The following is an 18,095-nucleotide window of genomic DNA, read 5'->3' on the forward strand; positions in this document are numbered from 1 at the left end:
CGTATCCTTCAGATCTGTTCCAGCAACCAGCCCCTGAATGCCCGTAACGACGGCAAGGCCTCATTCCGGGGCGGATAGATCAGGTAGTAACTGCGCTGGCTAGCAAACGCTACCCCAGGGCTGTACAGCTCTGCCTTGGAGAGTTCCTCCTCCACCAGAATGCGCGGCACCAGCCCGATACCAATCCCGGCACGCACTGCCTGGATCAGGTGCGAGGTCAGCTCAAAGCTCGGCCCCAGGCGCATCGACCGGTGCGGCAGGCCATGGTGCGAAAACCACTCGCCCCATGCGTGGGGGTTGTTGGCCACATTCAACAGCACCTCTTCACTGATCCTTGCCGGGCTCCAGCCCTGGCTATCCGCGCCGGCCTCCGGCGGCAGGATCACCACCAGTTCCTCGGCATGCAGGCGATGACAGATCAGCCCCGGCAGGTCATGGCTGGCCACACCGATGGCGGCATCGATTTCGCTGGTGTCGAAGTTGATGGCTTCGATGCGCGAATGAATGTGCACCAGCATGCCCGGGTGGGCGCTGTAGAACGCATGAAGCCTCGGCAACAGCCATTTCGAGCCGAAGGTGGGTAGGGTGGCCAGGCGCAAGGTGCCCACCCCTGACTGGTAGGCCAGTGCCTGCAGGGTGGCGCTGCGGATGCGCCCCAGTGCCTCGCTGAGCTCGCGCTGGTACAGGCGGCCGACATCGGTCAGCTGCACCTGGCGGCCTTCGCGGCGAAACAGGGTCAGGCCCAGTTGCTGTTCCAGCGCCTGCACCTGGCGGCTGACCGCGCTCTGGGTCAGTGACAGTTCGGCAGCGGCGCGGGTGTAGCTTTCATGCCGGGCGGCGGCCTCGAATGCCAGCAGCAGCGACATGGACGGTGTCAGGTGGCGGTAATTCATTCATAAAAGTCATTGATAGCGGCAGGATTATCCGTTTGCCCCTGAAGCGAAACTACAGGAACATTGGCCTATACGTCACCCCTGCATGGCAACACCTATGCCGGGGCGACAGGAATCCCGTGAATTAGCCAATATCAAGAGGCCATCCTTCGATGATCGCCCAGCTGCCGACCGTTGCACCGAGCGCAAACTACCCCGAATTCCTCGAAGCCCTGCGCAGCAGCGGCTTCCGTGGCCAGATCAGTGCCGACTACGGCACCCGCACCGTGCTGGCCACCGATAACTCGATCTACCAGCGCTTGCCCCAGGCGGCGGTGTTCCCGCTGGACGCCGACGACGTGGCGCGGGTTGCCACGCTGATGGGCGAGGCGCGCTTCCAGGACGTCAAGCTGACCCCGCGCGGTGGTGGTACCGGCACCAACGGCCAGTCGCTGACCGACGGCATCGTCGTTGACCTGTCGCGGCACATGAACAAGATCCTCGAAATCAACGTCGAGGAGCGCTGGGTGCGGGTGCAGGCCGGCACGGTCAAGGACCAGCTCAATGCCGCGCTCAAGCCGCACGGCCTGTTCTTCGCCCCCGAGTTGTCCACCTCCAACCGTGCCACCGTCGGCGGCATGATCAATACCGACGCCAGCGGCCAGGGCAGCTGCACCTACGGCAAGACCCGTGACCACGTACTGGAGCTGCACAGCGTGCTGCTCGGTGGCGAGCGCCTGCACAGCCTGCCAATCGACGATGCCACGCTGGAGCAGGCCTGCGCCGCCCCCGGCCGGGTCGGCGAGGTGTACCGCATGGCTCGCGACATTCAGGAAAACCAGGCTGAGCTGATCGAAGCCACCTTCCCCAAGCTCAACCGTTGCCTGACCGGCTACGACCTGGCGCACCTGCGCGACGAGCAGGGCCGTTTCAACCTCAACAGCGTGCTGTGTGGCGCCGAAGGCTCGCTGGGCTACGTGGTCGAAGCCAAGCTCAACGTGCTGCCGATCCCCAAGTACGCGGTGCTGGTCAACGTGCGCTACACCAGTTTCATGGATGCCCTGCGCGACGCCAATGCGCTGATGGCGCACAAGCCGCTGTCGATCGAGACCGTCGACTCCAAGGTGTTGATGCTGGCGATGAAAGACATCGTCTGGCACAGCGTTGCCGAATACTTCCCGGCCGACCCCGAGCGCCCGACCCTGGGTATCAACCTGGTGGAGTTCTGTGGCGACGAGCCGGCCGAGGTCAACGCCCGCGTGCAGGCCTTTGTCGAACACTTGCAGGCGGACACCAGCGTCGAGCGTCTGGGGCATACCTTGGCCGAAGGCGCCGAGGCGGTTACCCGCGTGTACGTGATGCGCAAGCGCTCGGTGGGCTTGCTGGGTAACGTCGAGGGCGAAGTGCGCCCGCAGCCGTTCGTCGAAGACACCGCGGTACCGCCGGAGCAGTTGGCCGACTACATCGCCGACTTCCGCGCGCTGCTCGATGGCTACGGGCTGGCCTACGGCATGTTCGGCCACGTCGATGCCGGCGTGCTGCACGTGCGCCCGGCACTGGACATGAAAGACCCCGCGCAGGCTGCGCTGGTCAAGCCGATTTCCGATGCAGTGGCGGCGCTGACCAAAAGTTACGGCGGCTTGCTGTGGGGCGAGCACGGCAAAGGCCTGCGCTCCGAATACGTGCCGGAGTACTTCGGCGAGCTGTACCCGGCGCTGCAGCGCTTGAAAGGTGCCTTTGACCCGCACAACCAGCTCAACCCGGGCAAGATCTGCACCCCGCCGGGCAGCACCGAGGGCCTGACCCCGGTCGATGGCGTGACCCTGCGCGGCGACCTCGACCGCACCATCGACGAGCGCGTGTGGCAGGACTTCCCCAGCGCCGTGCACTGCAACGGCAACGGCGCCTGCTACAACTACGACCCCAACGACGCCATGTGCCCGTCGTGGAAGGCTACCCGCGAACGCCAGCATTCGCCCAAGGGCCGTGCTTCGTTGATGCGCGAGTGGCTGCGCTTGCAGGGCGAGGCGAACATTGACGTGCTGGCGGCAGCGCGCAACAGGGTGTCGTGGTTCAAGGGCCTGCCCGCGCGCCTGCGCAACAACCGCGCACGCAGCCAGGGCCAGGAAGACTTTTCCCACGAAGTGTACGACGCCATGGCCGGTTGCCTGGCGTGCAAGTCGTGCGCCGGGCAGTGCCCGATCAAGGTCAACGTGCCGGACTTCCGTTCACGCTTCCTCGAGCTGTACCACGGCCGCTACCAGCGCCCGCTGCGTGACTACCTGATCGGCTCGCTGGAATTCAGCATTCCGTACCTGGCCCACGCGCCAGGGCTTTACAACGCAGTGATGGGCTCGAAGTGGGTAACCAGGCTGCTGGCCGACAAGGTCGGCATGGTCGACAGCCCGCTGATCAGCCGGTTCAACTTCCAGGCCACCCTGACCCGCTGCCGCGTTGGCGTGGCCAGCGTGCCGGCCCTGCGTGAACTGACCCCGGCCCAACGCGAGCGCAGCATCGTGCTGGTGCAGGACGCCTTTACCCGCTACTTCGAAACGCCGCTGCTGTCGGCTTTCATCGACCTGGCCCATCGCCTCGGTCATCGGGTGTATCTGGCGCCCTACAGCGCCAACGGCAAGCCGCTGCACGTGCAGGGCTTCCTCGGCGCATTCGCCAAGGCGGCGATCCGCAACGCTACCCAGCTCAAGGCCCTGGCCGACTGCGGCGTGCCGCTGGTGGGCCTGGACCCGGCGATGACCCTGGTGTATCGCCAGGAATACCAGAAAGTGCCGGGGCTGGAAGGTTGCCCGAAGGTGCTGTTGCCGCAGGAGTGGCTGATGGATGTGCTGCCCGAGCAGGCGCCGACCGCGCCGGGCAACTTCCGCCTGATGGCGCATTGCACCGAGAAGACCAACGTGCCAGCCAGCACCCGGCAGTGGGAGCAGGTGTTTGAGCGTCTGGGCCTGAAGCTGGTGACCGAGGCGACGGGTTGCTGCGGTATGTCCGGTACCTACGGGCACGAGGCGCGTAACCAGGAAACATCGCGGACCATCTTTGAGCAGAGCTGGGCCAGCAAGCTGGACAAGGAAGGGGAACCGTTGGCGACGGGCTATTCGTGCCGTAGCCAGGTCAAGCGCATGACCGAGCGCAAGATGCGCCACCCGCTGGAAGTGGTGTTGCAGTACGCCCAGCGTTAATCTTCAGGGCCTCGGGGGCTGCTTTGCAGCCCTATCGCCGGCAAGCCAGCTCCCACAGGATCACCACAGGCCTGAACACCGTGGTGATCCTGTGGGAGCTGGCTTGCCGGCGATAGGGCCAGTGCAGGCACTGCAAGGGTCAGGGTTCTTGTGCCCGATCTCTATGCAGCCGCGCCTGCCTGTACAGATACAGGCTCAACACCAGCCCGCAAGCCGCGGCTGTCGCCGCAAACAGAAACATCGAAGCAAACCCGAACCCCGCCGCCACCGCGCCCACCAGTGGCCCGGTCACCCCCAGCGACAAATCGATGAACAGCGAATACGCCCCCACCGCCGCGCCGCGGTTGGCCGCCGACACCTGGTTCACCGCTTCCACGCCCAATGCCGGGAACACCAGCGAGAACCCAAACCCGCTCAGTGCTGCACCCGCCAATGCCAGTTCGGCACTGGGGGCCAGCCATAGCATCAGCAGCCCAAGTGTTTCTACCGACAGGCAGGCGATCGCTACCCGGAACCCGCCTATCCGGTTGATCAGGTTGCCGAACAGCAGCCGTGCGCTGATGAAACTGGCGCCGAACAGGCTCAGGGTCAATGCCGCATCAGTCCAGCCACGGCTGGCGTAGTACAAGGTGATGAAGGTGGCGATGGTGCCAAAGCCGATCGAGCCCAGGGCCAGCCCCGAGCCATGCGGGAACACCTTGCCCAGCACCCGCAGGAACGGCAGGCGTACACCGCTGACAATGGGCGCAGCCTGCTTGGGCCAGGCCAGCAGCAGGCCAAGGGTGCACAGCAGGATGATGCTGACGCCCATGCTCCATAGCCCCAGGCTCTTGACCATCAGTACGCCCAACGGAGCGCCGATGGCCAGTGCGCCATAGCTGGCGATGCCATTCCAGGAGATGACCTTGGCGGTGTTTTCGGCGCCCACCCGGCCGATGCCCCAGCCAATCGCGCCCGAGCCCACCAGGCTTTCGGCGCTGCCCAGCACCAGGCGGCCAACCAGCAGGCAGGCCAGGCTCAGCCAGGGCAGGTGGGTGAGGAAGGCGCAGGCCAGCATGAACACCCCGCTAAGCCCGCAGCCTACCAAGCCATACATGACGGCTTTCTTGCTGCCATGGTTGTCGATGATGCGGCTGGCGGTGGGGCGGCTGAGCAAGGTGGCCAGGTACTGCACGCTGATCACAAGGCCAGCGACCACGGCGCTGAAACCCAGGTCGTTATGCACATAGCCGGGCAATACGGCCAGTGGAATGCCGATGTTCAGGTAGCCGATGAAGGTGAAGAGGACGATGGAGACGACTTGCAGGGTGACCGCAAGGGGGCGCGGTGAGTCGGGCATGGGGACCTACGTGTGTTCAGGACGGTGTGAAAACGTGATGACGGGGGTGGCCCGCAGGTCAGCCGTTTTCACACAGTCGGGGATGCGCAGTTATTCCTGGTCAGCGCTGGATTGATCGTCACCATCCTGCTCGACGGCAGCTGCCGGTTCGGCGTGAACGGTCACGGATGGCTCTTCTGGGTTCAAGCTTGGGAAGGGAAGATTCGGGATTTCGTGCATCTCGTCGTTCCTCGCAAGTGTGAGTGAAAAGTCTGCGCCAGGCGCGGTTGAAGCTTCGCAAAGCTGGGGCAGGATACACAAGTCTGGATGACAGTTTGGATTTTTTACCGGTCGCTTGTCGGTTTTGCGGGCGAACAGCGCACATTTTTCCTGCAAATAATTGGGGCCGCTTCGCGCCCCTTCGCTGGCTTGCCCGCTCCCACAGGGGCCGCGAAAACCAGGGGCGCGCGCCGTCTTTGTGGGAGCGGGCAAGCCCGCGAAGGGCGCGAAGCGGCCCCAGTTTCCAAGCGATTACTTACGGCCTTCAGCCGTTTCAGCCACCTTGTCGGTGCGCGCGCACATGATGAAGTCGTTGCGGTGCAGGCCTTTGATCGAGTGGCTCCACCAGGTCACGGTGACCTTGCCCCACTCGGTCAGCAGCCCCGGGTGGTGGCCTTCGGCTTCGGCGATTTCGCCCACGGCGTTGGTGAACGCCAAGGCGTGCTTGAAGTTCTTGAACAGGAACACGCGCTCAAGCTCCATGTGGCCGTCACGTACTTCGATGTTCCAGTCCGGGATTTCGCGAATCAGCTCGGCCAGCTCTTCGTCGGAGACTTTCGGGGCATCGGCGCGGCAGGCTTCGCAATGGGCTTGGTTCAAGGCATTCATGTGAGATGTTTTCCAGTTCGAGTTGTTATCGGCAAGGTCGCTCAGGCGGCGACCTTGGGTGGAAACTTCGGCGCGTGCAGGCCCAGCTGCATGGCTTTATGGACCATGCCCATGATGTCTTCGTGGGCCAGGTCGAACAGGCGCTTCATGTTCGGCAGCACGAAATACAGCGGCTGCAGGATGTCGATGCGGTACGGCGTGCGCATGGCCTCGATCGGGTCGAAGGCCTGGTGCTCAGGCTCGCCAGACAGACTGTACACAGTCTCCTTGGGCGACGAGAGGATGCCGCCGCCATAGATCTTGCGGCCTTGTGGGGTTTCCATCAGGCCAAACTCGATGGTCATCCAGTACAGGCGTGCCAGGTAGACGCGTTGTTCCTTGGTCGCGGCCAGGCCGAGCTTGCCGTAGGTGTGGGTGAATTCGGCGAACCATGGGTTGGTCAGCAGCGGGCAGTGGCCGAAGATCTCGTGGAAGATATCGGGCTCTTGCAGGTAGTCCAGCTCCTCCGGGGTACGGATGAAGGTGGCAACCGGGAAGCGCTTGCTGGCCAGCAGTTCGAAGAAGGTCTGGAAGGGGATCAGTGCCGGTACCCGGGCAACTTGCCAGCCGGTGGTGGCCGCTAGCACCTTGTTGACCTCGCCCAGTTGCGGGATACGGTCATGGGGCAGCTTGAGCTGGTCGATGCCGTCCAGGTATTCCTGGCACGCGCGGCCCTCGATCACTTTCAACTGGCGGGTGATCAGGGTGTTCCATACCGCATGCTCTTGCTGCGGGTAATCGATAAAACCATGCGCATCGGGCTCGCGTGCCACGTATTGCGTCTGTTTCATGGGGCTCTCCTGGTGAGGGCTTTTCTTGTTATGTGCAGGACATGCCTAAGTAATATCCCCGCCTGGGTCGGTTTGCACGATGGATCGCGGGCCTTGTCGCTGCTCAATGCCCTCAATTCGTAACGATAATTTTACAAAATCGAGCGGGTGTCGGAAAATCCGAGGCATCTGGCTGATGGTTACGCTGTTTTTGTCAGCTTATCTTTACGACTTTTCTGCGCGGTGTTGAAAAACATTGGCGCTTCGAGAGCCCACATGCGTATCAAAGTGCACTGCCAGAACCGTATTGGCATCCTGCGCGACATCCTCAACCTGCTGGTGGAGTACGGCATCAACGTGCTGCGCGGCGAGGTGGGCGGTGACCACGGCAACGCCATCTACCTGCATTGCCCGAACCTGATCAACCTGCAGTTCCAGGCATTGCGGCCCAAGTTCGAGGCGATTGCCGGCGTGTTCGGCGTCAAGCGTGTAGGGCTGATGCCCAGCGAGCGGCGGCACATGGAGCTGAATGCACTGCTGGGTGCGTTGGATTTCCCGGTGCTGTCGATCGACATGGGCGGCAGTATCGTCGCCGCCAACCGCACCGCGGCGCAGCTGCTGGGGGTGCGGGTGGACGAGGTGCCGGGCATGCCGCTGGCGCGCTACGTGGAAGACTTCGACCTGCCGGAGCTGGTGCGGGCCAACAAGTCGCGCATCAATGGCATGCGTATCAAGGTCAAGGGTGATGTGTTCCTGGCCGATATCGCGCCGCTGCAGTCCGAGCACGATGACAGTGAGGCGCTGGCCGGCGCGGTACTCACCCTGCACCGGGCCGACCGCATCGGCGAGCGTATCTACAACGTGCGCAAGCAAGAGCTGCGCGGCTTCGACAGCATCTTCCAGAGCTCGCGGGTGATGGCCGCCGTGGTGCGTGAAGCGCGGCGCATGGCACCGCTGGATGCACCCCTGCTGATCGAAGGCGAAACCGGTACCGGCAAGGAGCTGCTGGCGCGCGCCTGTCACCTGGCCAGCCCGCGCGGCCAGTCGCCGCTGATGGCGCTCAATTGCGCCGGGTTGCCGGAGTCGATGGCCGAGACCGAGCTGTTCGGTTACGGCCCCGGGGCGTTTGAAGGGGCGCGGGCCGAGGGCAAACTGGGGCTGCTGGAGCTGACTGCCGGCGGCACGCTGTTTCTTGATGGGGTAGGGGAGATGAGCCCGCGCCTGCAAGTGAAGCTGCTGCGCTTTCTGCAGGACGGCTGCTTCCGCCGGGTAGGCAGCGATGAAGAGGTATACCTGGATGTGCGGGTGATTTGCGCGACCCAGGTGGATTTGTCCGAACTGTGTGCCCGTGGCGAGTTTCGTCAGGACCTGTATCACCGCCTCAACGTATTGTCGCTGCACATTCCGCCTTTGCGTGAGTGCATGGATGGGCTGGAAGGACTGGTGCAGCACTTTCTTGATCAGGCCAGCCGGCAGATTGGTTGCGCCATGCCGCGCCTGGCGCCGGCGGCAATGGAAAAACTTGGGCAATACCATTGGCCGGGCAATGTAAGGCAGTTGGAAAACGTATTGTTCCAGGCGGTTTCTTTATGCGAAGGCGGCGTGGTCAAAAGCGAGCATATACGCTTGCCGGATTATGGCGCGCGGCAACCGTTGGGTGAGTTTTCGCTGGAAGGGGATCTTTCGCAGATTGTTGGGCGCTTTGAAAAGGCGGTCCTGGAAAGTTTGATGGGGGAATTTTCCAGTAGTCGGGCTTTGGGGAAAAGATTAGGTGTTTCGCACACGACTATTGCCAACAAGTTAAGGGATTACTCGCTTAACAAGTCGGCGGATTAGTTGTTGGGCAAAGAACCTGGGACTGCTTTGCAGTCCTTTCGCGACACAAGGCCGCTCCTACAGGTAGTGCGTCTGGTTTGAAACCTGCGCAATACCTGTAGGAGCGGCCTTGTGTCGCGATAGGGGCCCGCAGGGCCCCCGATTCACAAGGTATCAGCCGTTGGAGCAGCCGTTCCCCATCACGCGGTATTCGAGAATGTGCTTCTGGCCCTGGGAGTCCTCGTAGGTCATGCGGGCTGGCACGACTTCGCACACATTGGGCACTTCGCTCATGGAAATGACGCGGGCAATGTCCAGGTGCTGCGAGTAACTGTATTGTTCAACCGGAATCTGCTCGGCATCTTTGGCTTCGCCGGCCATCGCCGCGCCGCAAAGACTGCCAAGTACCAATACCAGTAAAGCTTTCATTTTCTATTTACCTGTCTAAGGTCGTGAGGGGGCACGCGGCGCTTATGGCGCCGCGAGTACAGCGAGTTTTAACTATCGGGATTAGAGGGAAATTAACGCTTGCCTTCGTGGGGGCTGTTACCAGTTGTTAATCGCCTTGCCGTTGCTGGCGAAGTGAATTTTATGGCGGTGGCCAAGGCTGAAACAGTGGGTCTTTTGATAAAGTGTTTTGACAGAATCTGTAACAATCCCGTGCTAACCCCCTTATTTTTTTCGCCGCATGGCCTGTAATCCCCGAGCTAGAGGGCTTTGCCGGAACGTGCGTACCAAATTACTACCAACGTCGAATGGCTTTTGTCGCTCTGGTACAGTTACAAACGGTTCCATACAAAAACAACTATTACACCGAGGTAACACAGATGAGTGCGGCTCCACTGTATCCCGTTCGTCCCGAGGTTGCGGCCACTACCCTGACCGACGAGGCCACCTACAAGGCCATGTACCAGAAATCGGTGATCAACCCGGACGGCTTCTGGCGTGAGCAGGCCCAGCGTATCGACTGGATCAAACCGTTCACCAAGGTCAAGCAGACCTCCTTTGACGACCACCACGTCGATATCAAATGGTTCGCCGACGGCACTCTGAACGTTTCCTCCAACTGCCTGGACCGCCACCTGGAAGAGCGCGGCGACCAGCTGGCCATCATCTGGGAAGGCGACGACCCTTCCGAGCACCGCAACATCACTTACCGTGAGCTGCACGAGCAGGTCTGCAAGTTCGCCAACGCCCTGCGTGGCCAGGACGTGCACCGGGGTGATGTGGTTACCATCTATATGCCGATGATCCCCGAGGCCGTGGTCGCCATGCTGGCCTGTGCCCGTATCGGTGCGATCCACTCGGTGGTCTTCGGCGGTTTCTCCCCGGAAGCGTTGGCAGGCCGCATCATCGATTGCGAGTCCAAGGTGGTGATCACCGCCGACGAAGGCCTGCGTGGCGGCCGTCGTACTCCGCTCAAGGCCAACGTCGACCTGGCGCTGACCAACCCTGAAACCAACAGCGTGCAGAAAATCATCGTGTGCAAGCGCACCGGTGGCGAAATTGCCTGGCACCAGCACCGCGACATCTGGTACGAAGACCTGATGAAAGTGGCCTCCAGCCACTGCGCGCCAAAAGAAATGGGTGCTGAAGAAGCGCTGTTCATCCTTTATACCTCCGGCTCCACCGGCAAGCCGAAGGGTGTGCTGCACACCACCGGCGGTTACCTGGTCTATGCCGCGCTGACCCATGAGCGCGTGTTCGACTACCGCCCGGGTGAAGTCTACTGGTGCACCGCCGACGTCGGTTGGGTCACTGGCCACAGCTATATCGTCTACGGCCCGCTGGCCAACGGCGCCACCACTTTGCTGTTTGAAGGCGTGCCGAACTACCCGGACATTACCCGCGTATCGAAGATCGTCGACAAGCACAAGGTCAACATCCTCTACACCGCGCCAACCGCCATTCGCGCAATGATGGCCGAAGGGCAGGCCGCCGTTGAGGGGGCCGATGGTTCCAGCCTGCGTCTGCTTGGCTCGGTAGGCGAACCGATCAACCCTGAAGCCTGGAACTGGTACTACAAGACCGTTGGCAAGGAGCGTTGCCCGATCGTCGACACCTGGTGGCAGACCGAGACCGGCGGCATCCTGATCAGCCCGCTGCCGGGTGCCACCGGCCTCAAGCCGGGCTCGGCAACCCGTCCGTTCTTTGGTGTGGTGCCCGCGCTGGTGGACAACCTGGGTAACCTGATCGAGGGTGCGGCCGAAGGCAACCTGGTTATTCTGGACTCCTGGCCGGGCCAGTCGCGGTCGCTGTACGGCGACCACGACCGCTTCGTGGACACCTACTTCAAGACCTTCCGTGGCATGTACTTCACCGGCGACGGCGCGCGCCGCGACGAAGATGGCTACTACTGGATCACCGGCCGCGTGGATGACGTGCTCAACGTGTCCGGCCACCGCATGGGTACTGCCGAAATCGAAAGCGCCATGGTCGCGCATTCGAAAGTGGCCGAGGCTGCAGTGGTTGGCGTGCCGCACGACATCAAGGGCCAGGGCATCTATGTGTATGTCACCCTCAATGCCGGTATCGAGGCCAGCGAGCAGCTGCGCCTGGAGCTGAAGAACTGGGTGCGCAAGGAAATTGGCCCGATTGCCTCGCCGGACGTGATCCAGTGGGCGCCAGGGTTGCCGAAGACCCGTTCGGGCAAGATCATGCGCCGTATCCTGCGCAAGATTGCCACCGCTGAGTACGATGCGCTGGGCGATATCTCCACCTTGGCCGACCCGGGTGTGGTGCAGCACCTGATCGATACCCACAAGGCCATGAACCTGGCTTCGGCCTGATATCGAAGCAGGGCGCGGGCCCTTGTGCGGGCGGCTTTATGTGGGAGCGGGCGAGCCCGCGAACACCGGCGCAGCCGGTGCCATCCACCGCGTTGCCTGCTACGCGGGCACGCCCGCTCCCACACAAGGCCGCTCCTACAGGGCGTGTGTATGCGTCAGTAAACCCCGCCCGGGCAACCGGCGGGGTTTTTGCTTTACTGTTACCCGACATTCATCGGTAACTGTTCTGTCACCGGTCACGCACAAGTTCGGGGCGCGGGGAAACAAATCTGGCCTGTTTCGGTGCGTTTGCGTAACCATTTTGTGCAACACAGCACGCTACACTTGCCGTAGTACAAGGCTTTGCCAATAATAGGCCCAGGAATTGCTAGGTCTATAGGTTCTATTTCTTGCGCTTTTGCATATTTTGCACTGGCTGTCAACATTGCCCGCAGCGGTTTCAAGCGCTTCTGTAAGTAGTTGTCGCTTTGAAGAAATATCGACTACCGGGCTGTCGCTAAAATGCCACTCACTCGCTCGTGGTCTGCGACCTTGGTCGAACCCTGCGCGGCTCGCGTTGTACCCATTCGCATATCGGGCAGTTGTTACCTGCCTTGTATTGCCCCGTACCGATGGAGTTACCTGATGAAGAAGCTCGCACTGCTTGGCGCCCTGGCGCTGTCTGTGTTTTCCCTGGTGTCGCAGGCCGAAGAAAAACCCCTGAAAATCGGCATTGAAGCAGCCTACCCGCCCTTCGCCTTCAAGCAGCCCGATGGCAGCATCGCCGGTTTCGACTACGACATCGGCAACGCCCTGTGCGAACAGATGAAAGCCAAGTGCACCTGGGTCGAGCAGGAGTTCGACGGCCTGATCCCGGCGCTGAAAGTGCGCAAGATCGACGCCATTCTGTCGTCCATGTCGATCACTGAAGACCGCAAGAAGTCGGTCGACTTCACCAAGCGCTACTACCTGACCCCGGCGCGCCTGGTCATGAAGGACGGCACCGCTGTCAGAGACAGCCTGGATGAGCTCAAAGGCAAGAAGATCGGCGTGCAGCGTGGCTCGATCCATGACCGCTTCGCCAAGGAAGTGCTGGGCGCCAAAGGTGCCACCGTGGTGCCTTACGGTACCCAGAACGAAATCTACCTGGACGTGGCAGCCGGTCGCCTCGACGGCACCGTGGCTGACGCCACCCTGCTGGAAGACGGCTTCCTCAAGACCGACGCCGGCAAGGGCTTCGCCTTCGTAGGCCCGGCCTTCACCGACGCCAAGTACTTCGGTGACGGCATCGGCATTGCCGTGCGCAAGGGTGACAAGGCGAACGTCGACCGCATCAACGCGGCTATCGACGCCATCCGTGCCAACGGCAAGTACAAAGAAATCGAGAAGAAGTACTTCAACTTCGACATCTACGGTCCAGACTCGAACTAAGACGTCGGGTTTCACCTGTGCAATGGTGCAAACAGCAGAGGCTCTGAGGTTTGCACCATTTTTCATTCTCTAGGTCGAGGACCTCATCATGTTGAAAGGCTACGGGGCAGTCATCCTCGACGGGGCGTGGCTGACGCTGCAGCTTGCCCTGTCGTCGATGGCCCTGGCCATCGTGCTCGGCCTGATCGGTGTGGCGCTGCGCTTGTCGCCGGTGCGCTGGCTGGCCTGGCTGGGCGATCTGTACTCCACGGTGATCCGTGGTATTCCGGACCTGGTCCTGATCCTGCTGATCTTCTACGGCGGGCAAGACATCATCAACCGGGTGGCGCCGCTGCTCGGCTACGAAGACTACATCGACCTGAATCCGCTGGCTGCGGGTATTGGTACGCTGGGCTTCATCTTTGGCGCGTACCTGTCGGAAACCTTCCGCGGTGCCTTCCTCGGCATTCCCAAAGGCCAGGCCGAAGCAGGCGTGGCGTATGGCATGAGCAACCGTCAGGTGTTCTTCCGCATCCAGGTGCCGCAAATGATTCGCCTGGCGATCCCCGGCTTCACCAACAACTGGCTGGTGCTGACCAAGGCCACTGCGCTGATTTCGGTAGTGGGCCTGCAGGACATGATGTTCAAGGCCAAGCAGGCGGCCGATGCCACCCGCGAGCCGTTCACCTTCTTCCTGGCGGTGGCGGCCCTGTACCTGGTGCTGACCAGTGTCTCGCTGCTGGCCCTGAAGTATCTCGAGCGCCGCTACTCGGTGGGCGTCAAGGTGGCTGAACTATGATCTTCGACTACAACGTCGTCTGGGAGGCATTGCCGATGTACTTCGGCGGCCTGCTGACTACCCTCAAGCTGCTGGCGATTTCGCTGTTCTTCGGCCTGCTGGCGGCCATTCCGCTTGGCCTGATGCGCGTGTCCAAGCAGCCTGCGATCAATCTTGTGGCGTGGCTCTACACCTACGTGATCCGCGGCACGCCAATGCTGGTGCAGCTGTTCCTGATCTACTACGGCCTGGCGCAGTTCGAGGCGGTGCGCGAAAGCTTCCTCTGGCCGCTGCTGTCCAGTGCCACGTTCTGCGCCTGCCTGGCGTTCGGCGTCAACACCAGTGCCTACACCGCAGAAATCATCGCCGGCAGCCTCAAGGCCACGCCCCATGGCGAGATCGAGGCGGCCAAGGCCATGGGCATGTCGCGCATGAAGATGTACCGGCGCATCCTGCTGCCGTCGGCCCTGCGCCGGGCGCTGCCGCAGTACAGCAACGAAGTGATCATGATGCTGCAGACCACCAGCCTGGCATCGATCGTCACCCTGATCGACATTACCGGTGCCGCACGCACGGTCAATGCCCAGTACTACCTGCCTTTCGAGGCCTACATCACGGCGGGCGTGTTCTACCTGTGCCTGACCTTCATCCTGGTGCGCCTGTTCAAGATGGCCGAACGCCGTTGGCTCGGCTACCTGGCGCCGCGCAAGCACTGACCGCTTTGTGAGAATCGACAGCATGTACAAACTCGAAGTCCAAGACCTGCACAAGCGCTACGGCAGCCATGAAGTGCTCAAGGGCGTGTCCCTGGCGGCCAAGGCTGGCGACGTCATCAGCATCATCGGCTCCAGTGGTTCGGGCAAGTCGACCTTCCTGCGCTGCATCAACCTGCTGGAGCAGCCACACGCCGGCAAGATCCTGCTCAACAACGAAGAGCTCAAGCTGGTCGCCGGCAAGGACGGCGCGCTGAAGGCCTCCGACCCGCGCCAGCTGCAGCGCATGCGCTCGCGCCTGTCGATGGTGTTTCAGCACTTCAACCTGTGGTCGCACATGACGGCGCTGGAGAACGTGATCGAAGCGCCGGTACACGTGTTGGGCATGAACAAGAAGGAGGCTCTTGAAAAGGCCGAGCACTACCTGGCCAAGGTGGGGGTCGCCCACCGCAAGGATGCCTTCCCGGGGCATATGTCGGGTGGTGAGCAACAACGTGTGGCAATTGCCCGGGCCTTGGCCGTGGAGCCGGAGGTTATGCTGTTCGACGAGCCGACCTCGGCACTCGACCCCGAGCTGGTGGGTGATGTGCTCAAGGTCATGCAGGCGCTGGCTCAGGAAGGCCGCACCATGGTGGTGGTGACCCACGAAATGGGCTTTGCTCGCGAGGTGTCCAACCAGCTGGTGTTCCTGCACAAAGGCCTGGTGGAAGAGGCCGGCTGCCCACGCGAAGTACTGGCCAACCCGCAGTCGGAGCGCCTGAAGCAGTTCCTCTCCGGCAGCCTGAAGTAAAAGCTGCATTTTTGCACCAGAATAGGGCATGCTGCGCTGCGAGCGCAGCCTGACCCGGCGCACAGACTCGAACGACCTCAGGTTTCGGACCGCACCCTATGACCACCCAGCGAATCGGTTTTCTCATCTGGCCCAGCACCAGGCCCTTGACCCTGGCGCTGGCCGAGGAAGTGTTGCAGGTGGCGCAGCGGGTGCATCCGGACGTGGTTTACGAACTGGCCTTTTTGCAGGCGGAGCCTGCGCCAGAGGGTGGTTGGCGCCTGCCGGGCGAGCCGTGGGCCGGCCGCCTGGAGGGTTGCCACAAGCTGTTCCTGCTTGCTGACGAGCCGCCTGCGGCGGTAGGGGCTGCCTTGTCGACTGCGCTCAAGCAACTGGCGCGCAGTGGCTGCATGATCGCCGGCCTGTCTGCCGGGGTTTATCCGCTGGCGATGCTGGGCCTGCTCGACGGCTATCGGGCTGCGGTGCACTGGCGCTGGCAAGACGATTTTGCCGAACGCTTCCCCAAGGTCATCGCCACCAGCCACCTGTTCGACTGGGACCGTGATCGCCTGACTGCCTGTGGCGGCATCGCCGTGGCAGACCTGCTGCTGGCAGTGCTGGCCCGTGATCACGGGGCGGAACTGGCGGGGGCGGTGTCGGAAGAGCTGGTGGTGGAGCGCATCCGTGAGGGGGGCGAGCGTCAGCGCATTCCGCTGCAGAATCGCCTGGGTTCGAGTCATCCCAAGCTGACCCAGGCGGTGCTGTTGATGGAAGCGAACATCGAAGAACCGTTGACCACCGACGAGATTGCCCAGCATGTGTGCGTGTCGCGTCGGCAGCTGGAGCGCATCTTCAAGCAGTACCTTAACCGCGTGCCGAGCCAGTACTACCTGGAGCTTCGGCTGAACAAGGCGCGGCAGATGCTGATGCAGACCAGCAAGTCGATCATCCAGATTGGTTTGTCCTGTGGCTTCTCCTCGGGGCCGCATTTCTCCAGTGCCTACCGCAACTTCTTTGGCGCCACGCCACGGGAAGACCGGAACCAGCGGCGAAGCAGCAGCCCGTTCGAACTGAGCTCGGCACCTGCCGAAAAGGGCTGATTCCCCTGTTGCCTGCACTGGCCCTATCGCCGGCAAGCCAGCTCCCACAGGTACCCGCAAGCCTCAGGGCCTGTGGTGACCCTGTGGGAGCTGGCTTGCCGGCGATAGGGTCGGCGTAGGCAGCCACTCTTCTATATGTGAACACCCGTTCACCCAGCATCCTCTCTCCCGTACACTGCGCGATTGCGACAGTGTTTGTCGCATTGCCGAAAGCCTTGTCAAAACTGGGTTTTGCGCTGTAACAAGTTGTCGCTTGGCCGCAAGGACAGGCGCGGATCAGTCCTTACAATCCCCCCATCGCTCGCCCACTTCCAGGCCAGCGTTCCTCTTCAGGAGACTCAGATGTCCGTTGAGCAAGCCCCGGTGCAACGTGCCGATTTCGACCAGGTCATGGTTCCCAACTATTCTCCGGCGGCCTTCATTCCTGTGCGAGGCGAGGGCTCCCGTGTGTGGGACCAGTCGGGTCGCGAGCTGATCGATTTTGCCGGTGGCATCGCGGTAAACGCCCTGGGCCACTGCCACCCGGCACTGGTCAAGGCCCTGACCGACCAGGCCAACACCCTCTGGCACGTATCCAACGTGTTCACCAACGAGCCGGCCCTGCGCCTGGCCCACAAGCTGGTGGACGCCACCTTTGCCGACCGGGCGTTCTTCTGCAACTCCGGCGCCGAGGCCAACGAGGCCGCGTTCAAGCTGGCCCGTCGCGTTGCCCATGACCGCTTCGGCCCGGAAAAGCACGAAATCATCGCCACCGTGAACAGCTTCCACGGCCGCACCCTGTTCACCGTCAGTGTCGGTGGTCAGCCGAAGTACTCCGACGGCTTCGGCCCGAAGATCACTGGCATCAGCCATGTGCCGTACAACGACCTGGAAGCGTTGAAGGCACAGATTTCCGACAAGACCTGCGCCGTGGTGATCGAACCGATCCAGGGCGAAAGCGGTGTGGTACCCGCTGACCTGGCCTACCTGGAAGGCGCGCGCAAGCTGTGCGACGCGCACAACGCCCTGCTGATCTTCGACGAAGTGCAGACCGGCGTGGGCCGTACCGGTTCGCTGTATGCCTACCAGCACTACGGCGTGACGCCCGACATCCTGACCAGCGCCAAGAGCCTGGGCGGTGGCTTCCCTATTGGCGCCATGCTGACCACCACCGAACTGGCCAAGCACCTGGCCGTCGGCACCCACGGCACCACTTACGGCGGCAACCCGCTGGGCTGCGCCGTCGCCTGCGCGGTGCTGGATGTGGTCAATACCCCTGAAACCCTGGCCGGCATCAAGGCCAAGCACGCACGCTTCAAAACGCGCCTGGAACAGATTGGCCAGAAGTACAGCCTGTTCTCCCAGGTGCGTGGTGTTGGCCTGCTGCTCGGCTGCGTACTGACCGAGGCCTGGCAAGGCAAGGCCAAGGACGTGCTCAACGCCGCCGAAAAAGAAGGCGTGATGGTGCTGCAGGCGGGCCCGGACGTGGTGCGTTTTGCGCCAAGCCTGGTGGTTGAAGACGCCGACATCGACGAAGGCCTGGACCGCTTCGAGCGCGCTGTGGCTACCCTGACCAAAGGCTGATCCGCCTGCGGTCCCGTCGCCGGCCCGCGCCCCTGGCGGGCCTGGCCGGCGATACCCGATTCCACTGCAGGTGCCCGTGTACCTGCCGTTTTTCCGTG

The 18,095-nt window shown here is 62.3% G+C and carries 14 protein-coding genes; 9 read left to right on the top strand and 5 right to left on the bottom strand.

Annotation, left to right across the window (positions count from 1 at the left end):
• Nucleotides 1–8 precede the first annotated feature (8 nt).
• On the bottom strand, nucleotides 9–893 hold the full coding sequence (locus N805_RS00165; RefSeq protein ID WP_019472970.1) for a LysR substrate-binding domain-containing protein: 885 nt from the start codon (nucleotides 891–893) through the stop codon (nucleotides 9–11).
• Between the two features lie 152 nt (nucleotides 894–1,045).
• Here N805_RS00165 and N805_RS00170 point away from each other — a divergent pair, with 152 nt between their 5' ends.
• Nucleotides 1,046–4,066 carry an FAD-binding and (Fe-S)-binding domain-containing protein gene (locus N805_RS00170; RefSeq protein ID WP_019472969.1) on the top strand — a complete coding sequence of 1,007 codons (3,021 nt, stop codon included), beginning with the start codon at nucleotides 1,046–1,048 and terminating at the stop codon, nucleotides 4,064–4,066.
• Between the two features lie 139 nt (nucleotides 4,067–4,205).
• Here the strand turns inward: N805_RS00170 and N805_RS00175 are convergent, their stop codons facing one another.
• From N805_RS00175 to phhA, 3 genes are all read right to left on the bottom strand, one after another.
• On the bottom strand, nucleotides 4,206–5,405 hold the full coding sequence (locus tag N805_RS00175) for an MFS transporter (protein WP_019472968.1): 1,200 nt from the start codon (nucleotides 5,403–5,405) through the stop codon (nucleotides 4,206–4,208).
• 510 nt (nucleotides 5,406–5,915) lie between these two features.
• Nucleotides 5,916–6,272 (bottom strand): 4a-hydroxytetrahydrobiopterin dehydratase, encoded by a 357-nt coding sequence (locus N805_RS00180; RefSeq protein ID WP_019472967.1) that lies wholly within the window; start codon nucleotides 6,270–6,272, stop codon nucleotides 5,916–5,918.
• Between the two features lie 41 nt (nucleotides 6,273–6,313).
• Nucleotides 6,314–7,102, bottom strand: coding sequence for a phenylalanine 4-monooxygenase (gene phhA, locus N805_RS00185; protein WP_019472966.1), 789 nt, complete (start codon nucleotides 7,100–7,102; stop codon nucleotides 6,314–6,316).
• A gap of 255 nt (nucleotides 7,103–7,357) precedes the next feature.
• Between phhA and N805_RS00190 the strand changes: the two genes are divergently transcribed.
• Nucleotides 7,358–8,917 (top strand): sigma-54-dependent phenylalanine hydroxylase transcriptional regulator PhhR, encoded by a 1,560-nt coding sequence (locus tag N805_RS00190; protein ID WP_019472965.1) that lies wholly within the window; start codon nucleotides 7,358–7,360, stop codon nucleotides 8,915–8,917.
• A 153-nt stretch (nucleotides 8,918–9,070) separates the two neighbouring features.
• Here the strand turns inward: N805_RS00190 and N805_RS00195 are convergent, their stop codons facing one another.
• Nucleotides 9,071–9,325 (bottom strand): DUF2790 domain-containing protein, encoded by a 255-nt coding sequence (locus tag N805_RS00195; protein WP_003254526.1) that lies wholly within the window; start codon nucleotides 9,323–9,325, stop codon nucleotides 9,071–9,073.
• Between the two features lie 398 nt (nucleotides 9,326–9,723).
• Between N805_RS00195 and acs the strand changes: the two genes are divergently transcribed.
• The 7 genes from acs (at nucleotide 9,724) to N805_RS00230 (ending at nucleotide 17,997) form a co-directional block, all read left to right on the top strand.
• Nucleotides 9,724–11,685, top strand: coding sequence for an acetate--CoA ligase (gene acs, locus N805_RS00200; protein WP_019472964.1), 1,962 nt, complete (start codon nucleotides 9,724–9,726; stop codon nucleotides 11,683–11,685).
• A gap of 624 nt (nucleotides 11,686–12,309) precedes the next feature.
• The gene (locus N805_RS00205; protein WP_019472963.1) at nucleotides 12,310–13,095 is read left to right on the top strand and encodes an ABC transporter substrate-binding protein; all 786 of its coding nucleotides are present in this window, start codon (nucleotides 12,310–12,312) and stop codon (nucleotides 13,093–13,095) included.
• An 88-nt stretch (nucleotides 13,096–13,183) separates the two neighbouring features.
• Nucleotides 13,184–13,873: an ABC transporter permease gene (locus tag N805_RS00210; protein ID WP_016498487.1), complete on the top strand. Its 690-nt coding sequence runs from the start codon at nucleotides 13,184–13,186 to the stop codon at nucleotides 13,871–13,873.
• Nucleotides 13,870–14,568 carry an ABC transporter permease gene (locus tag N805_RS00215; protein ID WP_019472962.1) on the top strand — a complete coding sequence of 233 codons (699 nt, stop codon included), beginning with the start codon at nucleotides 13,870–13,872 and terminating at the stop codon, nucleotides 14,566–14,568. The genes N805_RS00210 and N805_RS00215 overlap by 4 nt, the downstream gene beginning before the upstream one ends.
• A gap of 22 nt (nucleotides 14,569–14,590) precedes the next feature.
• Complete coding sequence (locus tag N805_RS00220) at nucleotides 14,591–15,355, top strand: ABC transporter ATP-binding protein (protein ID WP_019472961.1); 765 nt, start codon at nucleotides 14,591–14,593, stop codon at nucleotides 15,353–15,355.
• A gap of 98 nt (nucleotides 15,356–15,453) precedes the next feature.
• Nucleotides 15,454–16,434 carry a transcriptional regulator ArgR gene (gene argR / locus N805_RS00225; protein ID WP_019472960.1) on the top strand — a complete coding sequence of 327 codons (981 nt, stop codon included), beginning with the start codon at nucleotides 15,454–15,456 and terminating at the stop codon, nucleotides 16,432–16,434.
• Between the two features lie 342 nt (nucleotides 16,435–16,776).
• Nucleotides 16,777–17,997, top strand: a complete 1,221-nt coding sequence (locus N805_RS00230; RefSeq protein ID WP_019473143.1) for an aspartate aminotransferase family protein — start codon at nucleotides 16,777–16,779, stop codon at nucleotides 17,995–17,997.
• Nucleotides 17,998–18,095 lie beyond the last annotated feature (98 nt).

This window comes from Pseudomonas putida S13.1.2, from assembly GCF_000498395.2.
Classification (GTDB): domain Bacteria; phylum Pseudomonadota; class Gammaproteobacteria; order Pseudomonadales; family Pseudomonadaceae; genus Aquipseudomonas; species Aquipseudomonas putida_Q.

Excerpts from the sequence above, each read along its gene's own strand:
- N805_RS00165 (WP_019472970.1), bottom strand. The coding sequence starts at position 893 with ATGAATTACCGCCACCTGACACCGTCCATGTCGCTGCTGCTGGCATTC.
- N805_RS00170 (WP_019472969.1), top strand. The coding sequence starts at position 1,046 with ATGATCGCCCAGCTGCCGACCGTTGCACCGAGCGCAAACTACCCCGAA.
- N805_RS00175 (WP_019472968.1), bottom strand. The coding sequence starts at position 5,405 with ATGCCCGACTCACCGCGCCCCCTTGCGGTCACCCTGCAAGTCGTCTCC.
- N805_RS00180 (WP_019472967.1), bottom strand. The coding sequence starts at position 6,272 with ATGAATGCCTTGAACCAAGCCCATTGCGAAGCCTGCCGCGCCGATGCC.
- phhA (WP_019472966.1), bottom strand. The coding sequence starts at position 7,102 with ATGAAACAGACGCAATACGTGGCACGCGAGCCCGATGCGCATGGTTTT.
- N805_RS00190 (WP_019472965.1), top strand. The coding sequence starts at position 7,358 with ATGCGTATCAAAGTGCACTGCCAGAACCGTATTGGCATCCTGCGCGAC.
- N805_RS00195 (WP_003254526.1), bottom strand. The coding sequence starts at position 9,325 with ATGAAAGCTTTACTGGTATTGGTACTTGGCAGTCTTTGCGGCGCGGCG.
- acs (WP_019472964.1), top strand. The coding sequence starts at position 9,724 with ATGAGTGCGGCTCCACTGTATCCCGTTCGTCCCGAGGTTGCGGCCACT.
- N805_RS00205 (WP_019472963.1), top strand. The coding sequence starts at position 12,310 with ATGAAGAAGCTCGCACTGCTTGGCGCCCTGGCGCTGTCTGTGTTTTCC.
- N805_RS00210 (WP_016498487.1), top strand. The coding sequence starts at position 13,184 with ATGTTGAAAGGCTACGGGGCAGTCATCCTCGACGGGGCGTGGCTGACG.
- N805_RS00215 (WP_019472962.1), top strand. The coding sequence starts at position 13,870 with ATGATCTTCGACTACAACGTCGTCTGGGAGGCATTGCCGATGTACTTC.
- N805_RS00220 (WP_019472961.1), top strand. The coding sequence starts at position 14,591 with ATGTACAAACTCGAAGTCCAAGACCTGCACAAGCGCTACGGCAGCCAT.
- argR (WP_019472960.1), top strand. The coding sequence starts at position 15,454 with ATGACCACCCAGCGAATCGGTTTTCTCATCTGGCCCAGCACCAGGCCC.
- N805_RS00230 (WP_019473143.1), top strand. The coding sequence starts at position 16,777 with ATGTCCGTTGAGCAAGCCCCGGTGCAACGTGCCGATTTCGACCAGGTC.